The sequence below is a fragment of the Streptomyces sp. NPDC059832 genome (assembly GCF_042731715.1).
Lineage (GTDB): Bacteria > Actinomycetota > Actinomycetes > Streptomycetales > Streptomycetaceae > Streptomyces.
Genome location: NZ_JBHWIY010000003.1, coordinates 495,699 through 512,564 on the forward strand (window position 1 = coordinate 495,699; position 16,866 = coordinate 512,564).

A 16,866-nucleotide genomic window follows, 5' to 3' on the forward strand; every position below is an offset into this window, starting at 1 on the left:
GCGCGGCGTCCCGGACCGGCTTCACGCGGAGAGCGGCCGGGACCGCTCGTCGACGGCCGCGTCCCAGTCGGGGTAGACCTCGAAGAGACGGCGTACGCCGAGCGCGGCGAGCACCCGGTTGACGTGGGAGCCCTCCTCCGCGCCCCGGGCCGGCAGGATCAGCCGCAGCCGGCCCCCGCAGGAGCGCATCAGCCGGCGGGAGGCGATCAGCACGCCGACGCCGCTGGAATCGCAGAACAGGACCTCGGAGAGGTCGAGCACCACATCGTGGCGGCCGGCGGCGACCGCGTCGTGGACGGCCTGGCGCACGGCGGGCGACGTCAGCAGATCCAGTTCGCCGCGTATGTGCAGTACGGTCCATTCACCCTGCACGGTCTCGGCCACGCCGAGGGTGTTCCGGGAACGTTCCTGGGTGAGCCAGGGGGCGTGGGTGGTCGCGGCCGGAGGGTGGTTTCCAGGAGGACTGGCTTTCCTCACGTGACTGGCCCTCTCGTTCCGGGGATTCCGACGATCCGGAAGTTTCCGTTCCTTCTCGCGGCTGCCCCGGCCGCACCCCTATGAAACACCGAGCGACCTGTCAGGACACAGCCGGATTCGGGCAGAAATGATCGCTTCGGCCCCGATTCCACCGACGCGCGGCGATGCATTCCCTATCATCCCGGGCCTCTCCAGGGGCGTACTTGCCACAAAGGGACGTGCATCTTCTGCGCCGCCGACTACATTCGGTGTGACGAGGGGAACAGGGCTGGGGGTCGCATGGCTAAAAACGCACCACCCCGCTGGGACCGCAAGATGCAGCAGCGGCTGGCACGCGGTGAGGCGGCGGCTCTCGGCGAGCTCTACGACCGGTTCGCCTCGCTCGTGCACAGCCAGGCCCACCGGATGCTCGACGACGAGACCGCCGCCGACCTGGTGACCCGCGAGGTCTTCGGCTACGTGTGGGAGAACCCCGGCGCGTACGACCCCAAGCAGGGCTCGATGCGTTCCTGGGTCGCCCGGCTCACGCACCGCCAGTCCGTGCGGCGGCTGCGCGAGGAGGACAGCCTCCGCGACGGCCCGGTCGACGACGACGGCGGCGGGCCGGAGGAGCGGGTGCACCGGGCCACGGTCGCGGCCCGCGCCGACTACATCGTCGCGTCCATGCCCGCCCCGCTGCGGGCCGCGCTGGAGCTCGCGTACATCCAGCGCCGGGACTACCGGCAGACCGCGGCCGACCTCGGGGTCACCGAGGACGAGGCCCGCCGGCGGCTCCGGCTCGGCCTGCAACTGCTCTCCACCGCGCACACCCGCCCGCTCGAAGGGACGTCGCCGCCCGGATACGGACGGCCCCTGTGACCGGCGACGACGCGGACGGACGCGAGGACGGCGGAGGCAACGACGAGGTGCGGGGCGCGCGGCGCATACCGGGCCCGCGGTCCGCCGCGGACGACCTCGACCTCTCCGCCGTACCCCTGCCGCCGCCCGTCCCCGCGTCCCCGCCCGAGGCACCTCGACCGGCCCCGCCGCCGACGACACCGGAACCGGAATCCACCGTGGCACCACCGGCCCCATCGGACCCTCCGCCGCCGGCGCACCGCGTCCTCAAGGCGCTCCTCGGCGCGTGGGCCCTGGCGGCCTGCTCGGCGGAGGAGACCGAGGCCGTCGAGGCGCATCTGACCGAGTGCGCCGCCTGTGCGGACGAGGCCCTGCGGCTGCGCGACGCGGTCGGGCTGCTGCACACCGACCGCAGCCTGGACCTCGATCCGACCCTGCGCAGCCGGGTGATCGACGCCTGTCTGAACCGTCGGCCGGCCAATATCCCGGTGCCGGACTGGGCCGCCCCGTACGACGCGGAGACCGCGCGGCTCGACGCGCTGCTCCGTGACATCGGCGACTCGGAGTGGCACGCCCCGGTGCGGCTGAAGTGGTTCGAGAGCGAGCAGGAGACCACCCGCAAGACCACGGTCGCGGGCGTCATCGGCCATCTCATGTCCGTCGACGGGCTGGTCGGCTCCGCCCTCGGCCTCGAAGTCCCGCTCGGCGACGGCGCCCTCGGCCGGGGCGGCGACTGGCCGCTCTCCCCCACCGCACGCACCGAGAAGTACTGGTCCGCGGCCCGGCGGCCGCCCACCCGCCGGATCCACGAACCGTGGCGCGAGCAGAGCCACGCGCTCATCCGCACGGTGTCCTTCGCCGGCCGCGGGGTCTCCGAGCTCTCCGTCTCGTACGGGGACTTCGCCCTGCCGATGCACGATGCCCTGCTGGACCGGGCCTTCGAATGCTGGGTGCACGGCGGCGACATCGCGGTCGCGGTGGACTATCCGTACAAGGCGCCGTCCGCCGCCCACCTCAACCGGATGATCGACCTGGCGGCCCGGCTGCTGCCCGCCGCCCTCGCCGAGCGCCGCAGGACCGGGCTGGCCGGGCCCGCCCGCCATCTGGTGACGGCCGGTTCACCGGGCCGTTCGCTGCATCTGGAGGTCGAGGGCTCGGGCGGCGGCGACTGGTACATCCCGCTGGACTCCCCGGCCGCGCTCGGCTCCCCCGCGCACACCGTGGCGCAGGTCGCGCTGGACGGCGTGGAGTTCTGCCAGCTGGTGGCCGGGCACGTGGCACCGGTGGAGGCGGCGGCCGGTCAGGAGGGCGACCGCGAGGCGATCCGCGACGTGCTCTTCGCCGCGGCCTCGCTCAGCCGCCTGTAGGGCCGCCTCCCGCAGCGGGTCCCTACGGGAAGATCACCGTACGGCGGCCATTGAGCAGGATGCGGCGCTCCGCGTGCCACTTCACCGCCCGCGCCAGCGCCTGGCACTCCACATCGCGCCCGAGGGCGACCAACTGGTCCGGCGTGACGCCGTGGCCCACCCGCTCGACCTCCTGCTCGATGATCGGCCCCTCGTCGAGGTCCGCGGTCACGTAGTGCGCCGTCGCACCGATCAGCTTCACACCACGGGCGTGCGCCTGGTGGTACGGCTTCGCGCCCTTGAAGCTCGGCAGGAAGGAGTGGTGGATGTTGATGATCCGGCCGCTCAGCTGCTTGCAGAGGTCGTCCGAGAGGACCTGCATGTAGCGGGCGAGGACGACCAGCTCGACGTTCTCCTCGCGGACCAGCTCCAGCAGCCGCGCCTCCGCGGCGGCCTTGGTCTCCTTGGTCACCGGGATGTGCCGGAAGGGGACGTTGTACGAGGCGACGAGCTCGGCGAAGTCCGTGTGGTTGGAGACGACGGCGGCGATCTCGATCGGCAGCGCCCCGATCCGGGAGCGGAACAGCAGGTCGTTGAGGCAGTGCCCGAACTTGCTGACCATCAGCACGACCCGCATCCGGTCCGAGGAGCGGTGGATCTGCCAGTCCATCCGGAAGGAGTCGCCGACCGCGGCGAAACTGGCCCGCAGCTTCTCCAGGGTCACCGGGGCGTCGGCCGAGAAGTGCACACGCATGAAGAACAGGCCGGTGTCGTGGTCACCGAACTGCTGGCTGTCCTCGATATTGCAGCCGGTCATGAAGAGATAGCTCGACACGGCGTGCACGATGCCCTTTTTGTCGGGGCAGGAGAGCGTGAGGACGTACTGCTCGGAGACGGTCTCGGCGGGCTGCGGCGCGGTCATCCCCGTAGCGTGCCACACCGGCCCGCCGTCAGGCCGACCTGGTCAATATGCGGAGCACATCGAGGGAGCGCGGCGGCGTATCGGGGTCCTCGCCGTCGTTGCCGGCGAGCAGCACATGGGCCTCGCGGGCGGCCCGTACGGCCTCCGGCCAGCCGTGGTGCTCCAGATACGCCGAGACGGGGGCGTCCGCCCCGACCTGGTGCATGATCCGCAGCACCCGGAGCACCGCGACGTCCACGAGGGCGGCCTCGTTGGTGTCGCGGAAGATCGTCCCGATGTACTTCTCGGCGGACCAGTTGTCCAGCCAGGTGTCCTCGACCAGGCGGTACACGGCGTCGGTGACGTCGCCGTACCCCTCCCGGCCGGCCAGCCAGCACTCGTGGTGGAAGACGGGGTCGGAGAGCATGTGCAGCGCCGAGCGCACGTTGCTGCGCCAGCGCCACCAAGGCATGTCATTCAGCGGCATGCCGCCCATGGTGGAGGAGCGACGGCCGCGACGGGAAGAGTTCTCCGAACCTTGCTGCACGGTCATCGATCGTACGTTCCCTTTTCGGCCCCTCGCACCGACCCCCGCAATTCACCCGGATGTCACCGAGCGTTGAGCGGGGCACACTGCGGCGTTACCCCGGGGCCGGAAATGTTCATGCCCATGACCGGACGGCGACGCCCCACCTCCCCCCGCCCCTACAGGCTCCTCACAAGTACGGCGGCGGCCGGGGCGTTGCTGGTCACCGGTTGCGGCGCACTCCCTGGGGCCACGGGGGGCTCCAGGGAGCCCGTCACCGTGGTGACGTGGGCCCCCAGCGGCGTCGCGGGGCCGGACTCGGTGAACATGGCGGGCGTGACCGCCATGGCGCGCGCCTACGCCCGCTGGGCCAACGGAAACGGCGGGCTGGACGGTCACAAGCTGCGCGTCGTCACCTGCGACGAGGACGACACCTCGATCGGCGCGGGGAACTGCGCACGGCTGGCCGTCAAGGAGAAGGCGGTCGCGGTCGTCGGCTCGTACAGCCGGCACGGCTCGGCGTTCATGCCACCGCTGGAGGCCGCCCAGATCCCCTACATCGGCGGTTACGGCGCCTCCGACGAGGAGTTCAGCAGCTACGACTCCTATCCGGTCAACGGCGGCCAGCCGGCCCTGCTCGCGGGCAATGCCCGACAGCTGGCCCGCAGTTGCGAGCGGGTGTCCGTGGTCCGGCCCGACACCCTGAGCGGCGACGACCAGGCCTGGCTCCTCAGGACCGGCCTCACCGAGGCCGGCCGGCCCGCGCCCGCCGACATCCGGGCGCCGGAGTCGGCCACTTCGTACGACGCGGCCGCCGGACCGGCGCTCCAGGCGGCGGGGGCCTCCGACGGCTGCGTGACGGCGGTGCTCGGGAAGCGTACGGGGACCTTCTTCGACTCCTTCCGGCGGCTCGAACCGTCGTCCGGGAGCGTCCGGATCTCCTCCGTGCTCGGCAGCGTCGACCAGCCGCTGATCGACAGCACCGGCGGCCGGAACAGCCCGTTCGAGGGGGCCTACATCACCGGCTGGTACCCGGACACGGGCGACGCCCGCTGGGACGGGATGCGGAACGTGATCCGCAAGCACGCCTTCGGCGACAACCGGATCGACCCGGACGACACGGGCGTGCAGACCACCTGGATCGCGTACACCGTGCTGAAGGAGATCGTGCAGGCGATCGACTCCCCGCAGATCACCTCCTGGAAGCTCACCTCCGCCCTCAACGAAGGCACCCCGGCCGAAACCGGCGGCCTCACCCCGGTGCTCCGCTGGGGCTTCAAGGACGTGCTGGGCTCGTCCGCGTATCCGCGGATCGTCAACACCGGGGTGACGTTCCAGGTGGTCCGCGACGGACGGCTCGTCGCGGACCGGAAGGGCTTCATGGACGTCACGAAGACGCTGTCGGACGCCAGCGCGAGGAGCTGACCACCGCGCTCGGGCGTACGTCCGCGGCGCGGGCGTCCCGGGGCGGGGCGGTCGGCCCGCCCCGCCCCGCCGTCACAGCTCCGTCGCCGCCCGGCGGGTCAGCCCGTACTTCGACGCGATCGAGTTCCACAGCCCCGACGCCTGCCGCTTCGCCTTGCTCGCCTCGCCGCTCTGCACGGTGGCCTGCTGCGTCTCGGAGGTCGTACGCGCCTTCCCGTGCTTGCACACCTTCTTGCCGTTCTTGGCCTGCCCGGCCCATGCGGCATAGTGCTCGTCGGCGGCGGCGGAGGCCTGCCAGGCCTTGGTGAGGGAAGAGGTCAGCTGCGCGTGGTTCGGCAGCTTGTCGACGGACAGCCCCTGGAGCCGGGTCACCAGATCGCGGCGCTGCTGGGCGGCACTCTTCAGATCGGTCACGGCCTGGTCCAGATCCGTGCAGCTCTTGGTCTTCTCGACGGCCCCGATAACCGCGGCACGGCTGTTGTTGCTGTCCGCCAGCAGCTTGTCGAGCGCCTCGGCCTGCGGCTTCGCCGGATCGGCCGGGGCCTGCTTCGAGGTCTCCCCGGCGGGTGAACTCGCCGCGGCGACCGCCTGCTTGTCGTCCTTGCCCTTGTCGTCGCCGCCGCTCAGCAGCGCACCCGCGCCGAGACCGACGACCGCGCAGCCGGCCACGACCGCCGCGATGAGCGTGACGTGCGCCCGCTTCTTGCGCGGCCCCGCCGGCCCCTGCGGTTCCTCGTCCACGGGCTGGTACGGGGGCTGCGGGACCTGCGGCGAGTGCGGGGGCTGCTGGGCGCCCCGGTACTGCTGCCCGGGGTCGAACCGGGGCATCTGCTGGGTGGAACCCGCCGGCTCGTCACTGCGGAACAGGTTGTCGAACTCGGCGGGCGGCTGCCGGTCACCCGGGGTTCCGGGCCTGATGCCGTACGGGGCGCCGCCGGGGACCGGCGGGATGAACTGGGTCGCCTCGGCCTCGCCGCCCTGACCGGGCTGCTGCGGGTACGCCTGCTGCTGCGGCGCCGCGTGGCCGAGGAACCGGGTCGACTCCGCGGGGTTCTCCGGCGGCAGCCCGCCCGGTGCGGGCCCACCGGCCACCGGCGCGATGTACTGCGTGGCCTCCGCGTCCCCGCCCATGCTCATCCCGGGCACGGCCTCGGGCGGCAACGGCTGCGCGAACGACTGCGGGGGCTGCTGGGCGTACGGGGGCTGCTGGGTATGCAGAGGCTGAAACTGCTGCTGGGGCTGCTGGCCGTGCGGCGGCTGCTGAGTATGCGGAGGCTGCTGGGTGTGCGGAGGCTGAAGCTGTTGCTGGGGCTGGACGGGCGGCAGCGGCTGGGCCTGCGGCATCTGTGCGTGCTGCTGCACGGGCGGCTGCCCGTACCCCTGCCCCGGCTGGACCTGACCGTACTGTCCCTGCCCGTACGCTCCCTGGCCCTGGGCGTGCGCCTGGGGCTGTGGCTGCGGCTGGGACTGATGCGAGGCGTCCTGGTGCGCCGTCTGCGGCCCCCAGGGCTGCCCCCACGGCTGGCCGCCCGCCGGGGCGGCCTGATCCGCGGGCCCCCCTGGTATCCAGGGCTCGCCGCCACCCGCGGGCAGCACGACACCTTCGTGCGCGGGCCGTACAGCAGGGAGCTGCTGCTCGTCACCCTGTCCGCTCTGCGTCACCGGGACTCCTACGTGTAAACCTACGGAATCGTCGGCTCACGCTATCGGGTGGTTGCCGCCGTTCGCCAAGCGTGTGTTGTCACTCACCAGCCCTTCACAAGCGCTGTAACGCTCAGCGCTCTCAAGACGCAGTTAAGGGGGCGACCGAACGACGGCGGCGGATTCAAGCCCCGGTCCCGGCCCCCGGCCACGGCCCCGGTCAGGCCGCCTGGAGTTCCAGCCGCGCGCCGAACTCGCGCACCGCCGCCTCGTCCCCGTACGGGAGCAGCCGCTGCTGGAGATCGTCCAGATACTCCGCTCCCCGGCTGGAGCGCACCGACCCCAGCAGCTCCATCGCCCGCGTGCCCGTGTGGCAGGCCTGCTCCACCTCGCGCATCTGGACCTGGGCCGTGGCCAGGAGCACCAGACCGATGCCGCGGCGGCGGGCCCGGGACTCCGGGTGGCCGGCCAGGGACTCCTTCGCCCGGCGCGCGGCGGCCTCCGCCTGGCCGAGGTCGCGGTGACAGTGCGCCAGCTCGTCCGCGAGATAGGCGTGGTCGAAGTGGGCGATCCAGTCGGGGTCGTCGCCCGTGCCCGGTTCGGCCTGCTCCAGGGCCGTCAGCGCGCGGCCGGTCACCGCCTGGCAGGTGCGGGCGTCGCCGAGCAGGGCGTGTCCGCGTGCCTCCGCCGCGTAGAACATCGCCTCCGCCCTCGGGGTCACGCGCCCGCGCGCGCCCTCCTGCGCGGCCCGCGCCAGCTGGGCGATCTCCCGGGGATTGCCGAGCTGTGCGGCGAGATGGCTCATCGAGGCGGCCAGGACATAACCGCCGTACGCCCGGTCGCCCGCCGCCTGGGCCAGGCGCAGCGCCTGGATGTAGTAGCGCTGGGCGAGCCCCGGCTGGCCGGTGTCGACCGCCATGTACCCGGCGAGTTCGGTGAGCCGCGCGACCGCCGCGAACAGCTGCCGGCCGACCGATTCGCGGTACGCCCCGGAGAGCAGCCCGGAGACCACGCTGTTCAGGTAGTGCACCAGGACCGGCCGCACATGTCCGCTGCCGAACCGGTGGTCGAGGTCGACCAGCGCGGACGTCATCGCCCGCACCGCCGCCACGTCCGACATCCCGACGCGGGCCCCGGCGGCCCGTGCCACCTGCGGGTCGGCTCCGCTGATCAGCCAGTCGCGGCTGGGTTCGACGAGCGCGGAGGAGGCGACCGCCGAACCGGACAGGAAGTCGCGGCGGCCGACATCGCTGCGCCACAACTCGCAGACCTGCTCGATCGCGCCGATCACGGTCGGGGCGAACTGCAGGCCGACGCCGGACGCCAGATTCTTGCCGTTGGCCATGCCGATCTCGTCGATCGTGACCGTGCGGCCGAGCTTGCGGCCGAGCGCTTCGGCGATGATTCCCGGTGCCCTGCCGCGTGGTTGCTGTCCACGCAGCCAACGGGCCACGGACGTCTTGTCGTAACGCAGGTCGAGCCCGCGCTCCGCGCCGACCATGTTGACGCGGCGGGCGAGGCCGGCGTTGGAGCATCCGGCTTCCTGAATGAGTGCCTGGAGCCGTTCGTTCGGCTGGCGTGCGACGAGAGGCCTGGCTGCCATGTTTCCCCCTGAGGCCGCAGTGATCATTGAGCCGATCACTGCCCGGCGAATACGCGGAAAATGCACAGATTCATCGTGTTCGTCACGTGCGTCGTGTTCCTTGTCATTCATGTCGGCATATGACAGAGGCCGACCGTTCCGGACCCGCACATCGGCTGCCCGGCGGTTGCCCGTATATGGCTACCCGCCCTGCGGGGCACCGCCTCACGCGCGCCCCCGCCCATGCATCCATGCGCCCCGTGTGCCGGATCGATACGCCGTGGCCGCACCCGCCACGCCCGTAACCCCGAGTGTTGGCCGTAGTTGTGCTCTGCGTGGAAGAGCCCATCGGAGTCGAAGAGCCCGTCGTCGTCATGGAAGCCGCGAAGGTCCCCCGGCAGCGGGGCGAGCAACTGCTCGACGCAGCGGTGCGGTACGCGGAGGAGCGGCACTGGGACGTGTGCCCGGGTACCTGGCTGGAGGCGGTGGCGGGGGCCGAGCGGTGCTCCTGCGGAGACACCGGCTGTGCCGCTCCCGGAGCCCATCCCGCCGGACCGGACTGGGCGGGCCAGGCGACCGGAAGCGGTGCCGCGGCCCGCCGGATGTGGTCCGGGCACCCGAGGGCGTCGATCCTGCTGCCCACCGGGCGCGCCTTCGACGCGATCGACGTACCGGAGTCGGCCGGCTTCCTGGCGCTGGCCCGGATGGAGCGGATGGGTCTGCCCCTCGGGCCCGTCACCTGCAGCCCCGACCGGAGGATGTCCTTCTTCGTGCTGCCGGGCGCGGCGGCCAAGTCGGACGAGCTGGTACGGAAGTTGGGCTGGCGGGCCGCCGCCATCGATCTGGTCGGCCGCGGCGAGGGCCACTACGTGACCGGTCCGCCGACCCGGGTCGGCGGGCGCGGGGCGGTGCAGTGGGCCCGCCGCCCCACCCCCGCCAACCGGTGGCTGCCGGACGCGGAGGAGCTCATCAGCCCGCTCGCCTACGCCTGCGCCAGGGAAGCCGCCGACGCACGCACACGCCCCCGGCAGAGCACCCTTTCGTAGGGTGGTCCCGAAAACGGGGCCACGAAAGGCAGTGCATCATGCAGGACCGGACAGAGACCGACAGAGCGGCACGGGCGGGTGAGGCGGGCGGACCGGCCACGCCGCCGCCCGCTGTTCGCGTACAGGGGCTGTGGAAGCGGTTCGGGGAACAGACCGCGGTGGCCGGGATCGATCTGGAGCTGCCCGCAGGCAAGTTCATCGGTCTGGTCGGGCCCAACGGCGCGGGCAAGACCACCACGTTGTCGATGGTCACCGGGCTGCTCCGGCCCGACCAGGGGACCGTCGAGGTGGCCGGCCGCGATGTGTGGCGCGACCCGGTCGAGGTGAAGAGCAGGATCGGCGTGCTCCCGGAGGGACTGCGGCTCTTCGAGCGCCTTTCGGGACGTGAACTCCTCGCGTACACCGGCAGATTGCGGGGCCTGCCGGGAGCCGAGGTCGACAAGCGGGCCACCCAGCTCCTCGATGTGCTCGACCTGGCGGGCGCCCAGCACAAGCTGGTCGTCGACTACTCGACCGGCATGCGGAAGAAGATCGGGCTCGCGGCCGCGCTGCTGCACAACCCCGAAGTGCTGTTCCTGGACGAGCCGTTCGAGGGCGTCGACCCGGTCTCGGCACAGACCATCCGCGAAGTCCTGGAGCGGTACACCGGCTCGGGGGCGACCGTCGTCTTCTCCAGCCATGTGATGGAGCTCGTCGAGTCCCTCTGCGACTGGGTGGCCGTCATGGCGGCCGGCACGATCCGGGCCCAGGGCACCCTGGCCCAGGTGCGCGGCGAGGCGTCCTCGCTGCAGAACGCCTTCCTCGAACTCGTCGGCGCGGGCTCCCGTGCCACCGGCGACTCCCTGGACTGGCTGGGCGGCAAGCGATGAGCGTGCTCGACGCCCCCGTGGGGACCGCCCCCGGACCGACCGCCGGCGGCGAGGGGCTCATCGGCGTCTTCGTACGGCTGAAGCTGACCCTGCTGCGCAACGGGCTGCGGCAGTCGGCCGGGCGGCGGGCCGCGTACGTCACCTCCGTCGTCGTCACCCTGCTGATCGCCGCGGGCCTGCTGCTCGGGCTGATCGCGCTGCACGGGCACGCCCACGCCGGCGCCTTCGTCGTGCTGCTGGCGGGAGTGGTGGCGGTCGGCTGGACCGTGATGCCGCTGTTCTTCCCGAGCGGCGACGAGACCCTCGACCCGAGCCGGCTGGTGATGCTGCCGCTACGGCCGCGCCCGCTGGTCGGGGCGCTGCTGACGGCCTCGCTGGTCGGGATCGGCCCGCTGTTCACGCTCTGCCTGGCGGCCGGATCGGCCTTCGCGGTGGCGCACGGGGCGGCCGGCGCGGTGTTCGCCGTGGTGGCCGCGCCGCTCACGCTGCTGGTGTGCGTGGCGCTGACACGGGCCGTGGCCACGGCCAACACCCGGCTGCTGACGTCACGCAAGGGCCGCGATCTCGCGGTGCTCAGCGGGCTGGTGATCGCGGTCGGCTTCCAGGTCGTCAACTTCGGTGCGCAGCGGCTCGGCCAGGCGGGCGGGCTCGCCGCGCTCGAACCGGCCGCGGACGTGGTGCGCTGGCTGCCGCCCGCCTCGGCGGTCGGGGCGGTGGACTCGGCGTCGCGGGGCTCGTACGGACAGGCCCTCGCACAGCTGCTGCTGTCCGTCGCGGCGCTGGTCGCGCTGCTGTGGCTGTGGCAGCGGAGCCTGGTGAAGCTGATGACGGCCCCGGACGGTTCGACCCTGGCCGCCGCCGGGCCGGCCCGCGAGAAGGCCGGCAAGGACGGTTCCAGGCTCTCCGCGCTGCTGCCGCAGGGGCGCACGGGTCCGGTGATGGAGCGCAGCCTGCGGTACATCGCACGCGACCCGAAGACCAAGGCCGCCTGGACCACGGCGCTGGCGATCGGCCTGATCGTGCCGATCCTCAACGCGCTCCAGGGCACCGGCTCGATGTACTTCGCCTGTTTCGCCGCCGGGATGCTCGGCATCCAGATGTACAACCAGTTCGGGCAGGACACCTCCGCGTTCTGGATGGTGGCGCTGACGATCTCCTCCACCCGTGACGCCTATCTGGAACTGCGGGCGCGGGCCCTGGCGTTGCTGCTGATCACGCTGCCCTACACGGTCATGGTGACGGTGGTGACCGCCGCGGTGCTCGGCGACTGGAGCGACCTGCCGGAGGTCATGGGGCTGTCGTTCGCCCTGCTGGGCGGGATGCTGGCGACGGGCGCGGTGGCGTCGGCGAACTTCCCGTACTCGATCCCGCAGGACGGGGCGTTCAAGAACGTGGCGCCGGGACAGGGCGGGCTCGCCTGGATCTCGATCTTCGGCGGCATGGTCTCGGCGGGGCTGCTCTGCGCGCCCGTGATCGCGGTGACGATCTGGTTGCACGTCGCCGACCTGGAGCAGTGGCTGTGGCTGCTGCTGCCCGTGGGCGGTGTGTACGGGGCGCTGATCTCCTGGGCGGGGCTGCGGCTCGCCGCTCCCCGCACGGCGGACCGGCTCCCGGAGATCCTGGCGGCGGTCAGCAAGGGCTGAGGGCCGCCGCCGCAGGACCGTCCGCGTCGCTCCGTCTGCTCGTCGCTTCGTCGCCCGGTCGGCTTCGTCTCGGCTGCTCCGTTACGTCGAGACGGGCTCGCGGTCGTCCTGGGGGTCCTCGGCGAACTGCTCCAGGAAGGGTTCGACCGCCGCGCGCCAGCCCTCGGGCTGGTCGTAGTGGACGAGATGGCCGGCGTCGGCCACTTCCGCGTACTGCCCGCGCGGCAGTACGCGGACCATCTCCTGAGCCTCCGCCCGGCCCAGCTCGCCGTCGAGGCCGCGGAGCACCAGGGTCGGGCAGCGGACCTGCGCCAGCTCCTCCCAGTGCGCGTCGAACACCCAGGTCGCGCGGGACTGGAGCATCTGGCGGCGGGAGAAGACGGGGCGCCAGCCGTCGGCCCGCTCGGCCATCACCTCGGCGAAGAACTCGCCGCGGGCCGGGTTGGGCCGCTCCACCCAGGGATCGTCCTCGCCGAACCACTTCCGTACGTCGGAGAGCGTCGCGAACGGCACCGGCCAGGTCTTGAACCAGTCCTCCCACTCGCGCTGCGAGGCCGCGCCGAGCGCGGAGGCCCGCATGTCGCAGATGACCAGGGCCCGGACGAGATCGGGGCGCTTCGCGGCGAGCTGCCAGGCCGTGAGCGCTCCCATCGAATGCCCGACGAGGGTGACGGGGGCGAGCCCGAGCTGTTCGATCGCCGCCTCGGCGTCGGCGACGTACGCATCACGGGTGTACGGGCCTTCGGCCGGCTTGTCGCTGCGGCCGTGCCCGCGCTGATCGAGGCCGACGGCCCGGTGCCGCTCGGCGAGCCAGCGGGCGGTCGGGGCCCAGTGCGCGGCCCGGCCCATCAGGCCGTGGAGCAATAAGACCCCGGGGGCGCGCTCGCCCTCCGCGCGCCCCTTGGGCGGGTCGGCGAACTCCCAGGCCGCGAGGCGTACGCCGCCGGTCCCGGTCACATCGATGCGCCGCACCATATGTCCTGGCACCCCCTTCTGGTCCTCGATCGCCGCTTGATCCACTGTTCGATCACCGCGTGGTCGCGTCACGCCAGACTATCGAACTTGTATTCGAAAACCGGGTTCCGCCATCCAACACCGCTCGTTCGAGTGACCGCCTCCAAGGATTGACCGCGGCAGCGGAGGGGAGACCTTCTCCGGGAGGCGGGCCACTCGGGGATGAGGGCCCGTGGGGATTGACCTCGAGAGCTCGGGGCTCCAGGTCAAAGCAGGGGAGGACAGGCCCCGGCGCCGCGAGGCGCCGGGGCCCTCTGTCTTCCGGGGAGCCGCCGGCGCCGGTGCGCATCGGCGGGCGGCGGCACGGGTCTCGCGGGCGGCGGTGCGCCAGGCGCGGGTACGCCCATGGGCAGTGGTGCGCGATTCACTCGTACGTCCGTGGGCGCTTCCCCGGGCACCGACGCGCGATGCGCGGACGGCCGGGGCCGTGGCAGCCACTCTTCGGTGCGCGTGCCGGACACGCCGGTACGACGGGCACATGCGCCTGCTCCCTCCCCGACCGCGCGGCCAGATGGCCGACACTCTCAGGTATGCCTCAGGCACAGCCTGGCACGTGATCCGTCCGGGCGCTGGAATTCCGGACGGAAAAAGGGAAAGCGGACGTCACGCCGGGACGCTCCGGCGACGGCATTCCGCCAAGCGGCGCCCCAGCGGCGTCATCCGGCCAGGACGGGCGCCCCTCGGCGGCATCCGCCCAGGGGCGCCCACCCGACGGTGGTACCGCTCAGCGCTTGCCCACGAACACGTGCGAGGCGACCTCGGCGTCCAGCTCCGCCGCCTCGCCGCTGCTGCCGACCAGCACGCCACCGGGCGACTGGGTCACGCTGACCACGGAGCCGGGCTGCACACCCGCGCGCCGCAGCGTGTACATCAGCTGGGCGTCCGTCTGGATCGGCTCACCGATCCGGCGCACGACCACCGTCTTGCCCTCGGCGCCCGGGTCGAGCTCCGACAGGCTCACCATGCCTTCTTCGAGGAACGGGTCGGCCTCGGCCTTCTCGCCCAGCTCCTCCAGGCCCGGGATCGGATTCCCGTACGGGGACTCCGTCGGGTGGCGCAGCAGCTCCAGCACCCGCCGCTCCACGGCCTCGCTCATCACATGCTCCCAGCGGCATGCCTCGGCGTGGACCTGCTCCCACTCCAGACCGATCACGTCGACGAGCAGGCACTCGGCGAGCCGGTGCTTGCGCATCACACGCGTCGCGAGGCGGCGCCCCTCGTCGGTCAGCTCCAGGTGCCGGTCGCCCGCGACCTGCACCAAGCCGTCACGCTCCATGCGCGCCACCGTCTGGCTGACCGTCGGACCGCTCTGGTCCAGCCGTTCCGCAATCCGGGCGCGCATGGGGACCACGCCTTCCTCTTCGAGTTCGAGGATGGTGCGGAGATACATCTCCGTGGTGTCGATCAGTCCGGACATTCGTGCCCCTCGATGCTGTGACATGAAAAACGTCGTGCGCTGGCCCTGACTCAATTCTGACGCATACCGCCGACAACCGTGCCGCACCGGCCGAACACCGTGCAGCGGAGCCGCATGGGCGGTATTGACATGTCACTGGTCCAGACCGCAACGTGATCCGCGGCACGGACACCCGTGAGCACTTCCTCCCGCCGGAAAGGGCCTCCTCGATGAGCGACAGCAAGCTGGCCAGTCAGTTCTTCGACGCAGCGATCGGCCTGCTGGAGCGGGTACGCGACGAGGAGTCCGGCAACATCGCGGCCGCCGGTGCGGCAATCGCCGACACCGTCGCGGCGGGCGGCAGGCTCTTCGCCTTCGGCGCCGGGCACTCCTCCCTCGCCGCGCAGGACGTCGTCTACCGGGCGGGCGGCCTCGCCCTGATGAACCTGCTGGCCGTGCCCGGGAGCGTCGGCGTCGATGTCATGCCGGCGCCCCTCGGCTCGGCACTGGAGCGGGTCAACGGGCTGGCGGGCGCGGTGCTCGACTCCAGCCCCGCAAAGGCGGGCGACGTCCTCGTGATCATCTCGCTCTCCGGGCGCAACGCGCTTCCGGTGGAGATGGCGATGAACGCGCGGGCGCTCGGACTGAAGGTCATCGGCGTCACTTCGGTGGCGTACGCGCACGGCACCCGGTCCCGGCACGGCTCCGGCGGCTTCCTGCGGGACCACTGCGACATCGTGCTCGACAGCAAGATCTCCATCGGCGACGCGGAGCTGACCGCCGAGGGGGTCGAGGCGCCGTTCGCACCCGCGTCGACGGTCGTCACCAGTGCGGTGATGCAGGCGATGATGGCCGCCGCGGTGGAGCAACTCGTGGCGCGGGGGGTCGAACCGCCGATGCTGCGGTCGGGAAACGTCGACGGCGGTCACGAGTGGAACGGCCGCGTCATGACGGAGTACCGGGACCGGATCTTCTACCGCCACTGATCGCGCCGGGCCGCCGGCCGCCCCGCTACGGGCACGTCGGCAGCACCGCCCGGACCGTCAGTCCGCCGCCCGGGTTCGCCGTCGCACTCGCCTCGCCGCCGTGCGCCCGCGCGATCGACGCCACGATGGAGAGCCCCAGACCGGCCCCCTCACCGGGAGCGTGGCGGCGGGCCTGCGCCCGGCGGAACGGCTCGAACAGCAGGGGCACGGTCGCCGGGTCCACCACCGGCCCGGTGTTGGCGACCTCCAGACCGCCCGGCCCCACCCGGACCCGTACCGTCCCGCCGGGGTGGTTGTGGCGCAGCGCGTTGGCGACCAGGTTGTGCACGAGGTGGTCCAGCAGGACCGGGTCGCCCTCGACCGACACCGGCCGGGCCTCCGCCTCGACGGTGATGGACCGTTCCTTCGCCTCCGCCTCCAGCGCCTCGGTCACCGTGGCCGCGGTCGCGTCCAGTTCGACCCGTTCGCGCCGCCGCAGGCCCTCGTCGGAGACCGCGAGGAGCAGCAGTCCCTCGATGAGCTGCTCGCTGTCGGCGGCGGTGTCGATGAGCTTGTCCCGGATCCAGGCGACCTTCTCGGGCGGCGGGTCGTCGGCGAGGCCGATCTCGGCCGCGGCCCGCTGCACGGCGAGCGGGGTGCGCAGCTCGTGGGCGGCGTTGGCGGCGAACCGCTGCCGGGCGGCGACCAGCTCCTCGATCCGGTCGAGCATCCCGTCGAAGGTGTCGGCCAGTTCCTTGAGCTCGCCGGGCGGGGCCTTCAGCGCGAGGCGTTCGTGCAGGTTGCTGCCGGAGAGCCGGCGGGCGCGGGCGGTGATGACGCCGACCGGCCGCAGCACCCGGCCCGCCATCCACCAGGCGAGCGCGACGGAGAGCGCCGAGTAGACGGCGAGGGAGACCCCGGAGACCGTCAGCAGTTGGTTGAGCGCGGCGTCCCCGGCCGCGGTGGTGACCCTCTGCGCCACCGCGTACTGCCCGGGTTGCATGACCACGGTCTGCGCCCAGTCCGACGACGGCAGCGCGGGCGCGGTGGCCATGCCCGACCGGACGGCGGAGGCGGTGGGGCCCCCAGGGGGCGCCCGGGGCCCCCCCCTTCCCCCCCCTTTTTTCGGGCCCCCCCTTCCCCCCCCACTTACCCACCCCCCCCCCCGGGAGTCCGCCCCCCCCCCCCCCCCCCCCCC

Annotated in this window: 15 protein-coding genes; 7 read left to right on the top strand and 8 right to left on the bottom strand. The window is 72.5% G+C overall.

All coding sequences use genetic code 11. From position 1 onward, the window contains the following. Positions 1-21: 21 nt before the first annotated feature. Positions 22-384 (bottom strand): STAS domain-containing protein, encoded by a 363-nt coding sequence (locus ACFV8T_RS07525; RefSeq protein ID WP_385325453.1) that lies wholly within the window; start codon positions 382-384, stop codon positions 22-24. Between the two features lie 372 nt (positions 385-756). On the opposite strand from ACFV8T_RS07525, the gene ACFV8T_RS07530 reads away from it, so the two are divergent. After that, positions 757-1,335 carry an RNA polymerase sigma factor gene (locus tag ACFV8T_RS07530; RefSeq protein WP_385325454.1) on the top strand — a complete coding sequence of 193 codons (579 nt, stop codon included), beginning with the start codon at positions 757-759 and terminating at the stop codon, positions 1,333-1,335. Next, a complete protein-coding gene (locus ACFV8T_RS07535) occupies positions 1,332-2,681 on the top strand; it encodes a zf-HC2 domain-containing protein (RefSeq protein WP_385325456.1) in 1,350 nt (449 codons plus the stop codon). The genes ACFV8T_RS07530 and ACFV8T_RS07535 overlap by 4 nt, the downstream gene beginning before the upstream one ends. 22 nt (positions 2,682-2,703) lie before the next feature. Here the strand turns inward: ACFV8T_RS07535 and purU are convergent, their stop codons facing one another. Together purU and ACFV8T_RS07545 are read right to left on the bottom strand one after the other, a co-directional pair. Continuing rightward, on the bottom strand, positions 2,704-3,582 hold the full coding sequence (gene purU / locus ACFV8T_RS07540) for a formyltetrahydrofolate deformylase (RefSeq protein ID WP_385325457.1): 879 nt from the start codon (positions 3,580-3,582) through the stop codon (positions 2,704-2,706). A 28-nt stretch (positions 3,583-3,610) separates the two neighbouring features. Continuing rightward, on the bottom strand, positions 3,611-4,114 hold the full coding sequence (locus ACFV8T_RS07545) for a hypothetical protein (RefSeq protein WP_266415798.1): 504 nt from the start codon (positions 4,112-4,114) through the stop codon (positions 3,611-3,613). Positions 4,115-4,231: 117 nt separating this feature from the next. On the opposite strand from ACFV8T_RS07545, the gene ACFV8T_RS07550 reads away from it, so the two are divergent. Continuing rightward, positions 4,232-5,512, top strand: coding sequence for an ABC transporter substrate-binding protein (locus ACFV8T_RS07550; protein ID WP_385325459.1), 1,281 nt, complete (start codon positions 4,232-4,234; stop codon positions 5,510-5,512). A gap of 72 nt (positions 5,513-5,584) precedes the next feature. Here the strand turns inward: ACFV8T_RS07550 and ACFV8T_RS07555 are convergent, their stop codons facing one another. Both ACFV8T_RS07555 and ACFV8T_RS07560 read right to left on the bottom strand, forming a co-directional pair. Beyond that, positions 5,585-7,174 (bottom strand): hypothetical protein, encoded by a 1,590-nt coding sequence (locus ACFV8T_RS07555; protein WP_385325460.1) that lies wholly within the window; start codon positions 7,172-7,174, stop codon positions 5,585-5,587. A gap of 199 nt (positions 7,175-7,373) precedes the next feature. Beyond that, complete coding sequence (locus tag ACFV8T_RS07560; protein WP_385325461.1) at positions 7,374-8,756, bottom strand: transcriptional regulator; 1,383 nt, start codon at positions 8,754-8,756, stop codon at positions 7,374-7,376. Between the two features lie 353 nt (positions 8,757-9,109). Between ACFV8T_RS07560 and ACFV8T_RS07565 the strand changes: the two genes are divergently transcribed. The 3 genes from ACFV8T_RS07565 to ACFV8T_RS07575 are packed head-to-tail and all read left to right on the top strand — an operon-like array spanning position 9,110 to position 12,293. Next, positions 9,110-9,781 carry a bifunctional DNA primase/polymerase gene (locus ACFV8T_RS07565; protein WP_385325572.1) on the top strand — a complete coding sequence of 224 codons (672 nt, stop codon included), beginning with the start codon at positions 9,110-9,112 and terminating at the stop codon, positions 9,779-9,781. A 38-nt stretch (positions 9,782-9,819) separates the two neighbouring features. Then, positions 9,820-10,650 carry an ABC transporter ATP-binding protein gene (locus tag ACFV8T_RS07570; RefSeq protein WP_385325463.1) on the top strand — a complete coding sequence of 277 codons (831 nt, stop codon included), beginning with the start codon at positions 9,820-9,822 and terminating at the stop codon, positions 10,648-10,650. Further along, positions 10,647-12,293 carry a transporter gene (locus tag ACFV8T_RS07575; protein WP_385325465.1) on the top strand — a complete coding sequence of 549 codons (1,647 nt, stop codon included), beginning with the start codon at positions 10,647-10,649 and terminating at the stop codon, positions 12,291-12,293. The genes ACFV8T_RS07570 and ACFV8T_RS07575 overlap by 4 nt, the downstream gene beginning before the upstream one ends. An 81-nt stretch (positions 12,294-12,374) precedes the next feature. Here the strand turns inward: ACFV8T_RS07575 and ACFV8T_RS07580 are convergent, their stop codons facing one another. Both ACFV8T_RS07580 and ACFV8T_RS07585 read right to left on the bottom strand, forming a co-directional pair. Then, complete coding sequence (locus ACFV8T_RS07580; protein WP_385325573.1) at positions 12,375-13,268, bottom strand: alpha/beta fold hydrolase; 894 nt, start codon at positions 13,266-13,268, stop codon at positions 12,375-12,377. Positions 13,269-14,031: 763 nt separating this feature from the next. Continuing rightward, positions 14,032-14,724: a metal-dependent transcriptional regulator gene (locus ACFV8T_RS07585; RefSeq protein ID WP_266415810.1), complete on the bottom strand. Its 693-nt coding sequence runs from the start codon at positions 14,722-14,724 to the stop codon at positions 14,032-14,034. Positions 14,725-14,933: 209 nt separating this feature from the next. On the opposite strand from ACFV8T_RS07585, the gene ACFV8T_RS07590 reads away from it, so the two are divergent. Then, positions 14,934-15,689 carry an SIS domain-containing protein gene (locus tag ACFV8T_RS07590; protein WP_385325467.1) on the top strand — a complete coding sequence of 252 codons (756 nt, stop codon included), beginning with the start codon at positions 14,934-14,936 and terminating at the stop codon, positions 15,687-15,689. Between the two features lie 25 nt (positions 15,690-15,714). Here ACFV8T_RS07590 and ACFV8T_RS07595 read toward each other — a convergent pair whose 3' ends face one another. Then, positions 15,715-16,722: a sensor histidine kinase gene (locus tag ACFV8T_RS07595; RefSeq protein WP_385325469.1), complete on the bottom strand. Its 1,008-nt coding sequence runs from the start codon at positions 16,720-16,722 to the stop codon at positions 15,715-15,717. Positions 16,723-16,866 lie beyond the last annotated feature (144 nt).

Excerpts from the sequence above, each read along its gene's own strand:
- ACFV8T_RS07570 (WP_385325463.1), top strand. The coding sequence starts at position 9,820 with ATGCAGGACCGGACAGAGACCGACAGAGCGGCACGGGCGGGTGAGGCG.
- ACFV8T_RS07565 (WP_385325572.1), top strand. The coding sequence starts at position 9,110 with ATGGAAGCCGCGAAGGTCCCCCGGCAGCGGGGCGAGCAACTGCTCGAC.
- ACFV8T_RS07590 (WP_385325467.1), top strand. The coding sequence starts at position 14,934 with ATGAGCGACAGCAAGCTGGCCAGTCAGTTCTTCGACGCAGCGATCGGC.
- ACFV8T_RS07580 (WP_385325573.1), bottom strand. The coding sequence starts at position 13,268 with ATGGTGCGGCGCATCGATGTGACCGGGACCGGCGGCGTACGCCTCGCG.
- ACFV8T_RS07595 (WP_385325469.1), bottom strand. The coding sequence starts at position 16,722 with ATGGCCACCGCGCCCGCGCTGCCGTCGTCGGACTGGGCGCAGACCGTG.
- ACFV8T_RS07575 (WP_385325465.1), top strand. The coding sequence starts at position 10,647 with ATGAGCGTGCTCGACGCCCCCGTGGGGACCGCCCCCGGACCGACCGCC.
- purU (WP_385325457.1), bottom strand. The coding sequence starts at position 3,582 with ATGACCGCGCCGCAGCCCGCCGAGACCGTCTCCGAGCAGTACGTCCTC.
- ACFV8T_RS07530 (WP_385325454.1), top strand. The coding sequence starts at position 757 with ATGGCTAAAAACGCACCACCCCGCTGGGACCGCAAGATGCAGCAGCGG.
- ACFV8T_RS07550 (WP_385325459.1), top strand. The coding sequence starts at position 4,232 with ATGACCGGACGGCGACGCCCCACCTCCCCCCGCCCCTACAGGCTCCTC.
- ACFV8T_RS07585 (WP_266415810.1), bottom strand. The coding sequence starts at position 14,724 with ATGTCCGGACTGATCGACACCACGGAGATGTATCTCCGCACCATCCTC.
- ACFV8T_RS07560 (WP_385325461.1), bottom strand. The coding sequence starts at position 8,756 with ATGGCAGCCAGGCCTCTCGTCGCACGCCAGCCGAACGAACGGCTCCAG.
- ACFV8T_RS07545 (WP_266415798.1), bottom strand. The coding sequence starts at position 4,114 with ATGACCGTGCAGCAAGGTTCGGAGAACTCTTCCCGTCGCGGCCGTCGC.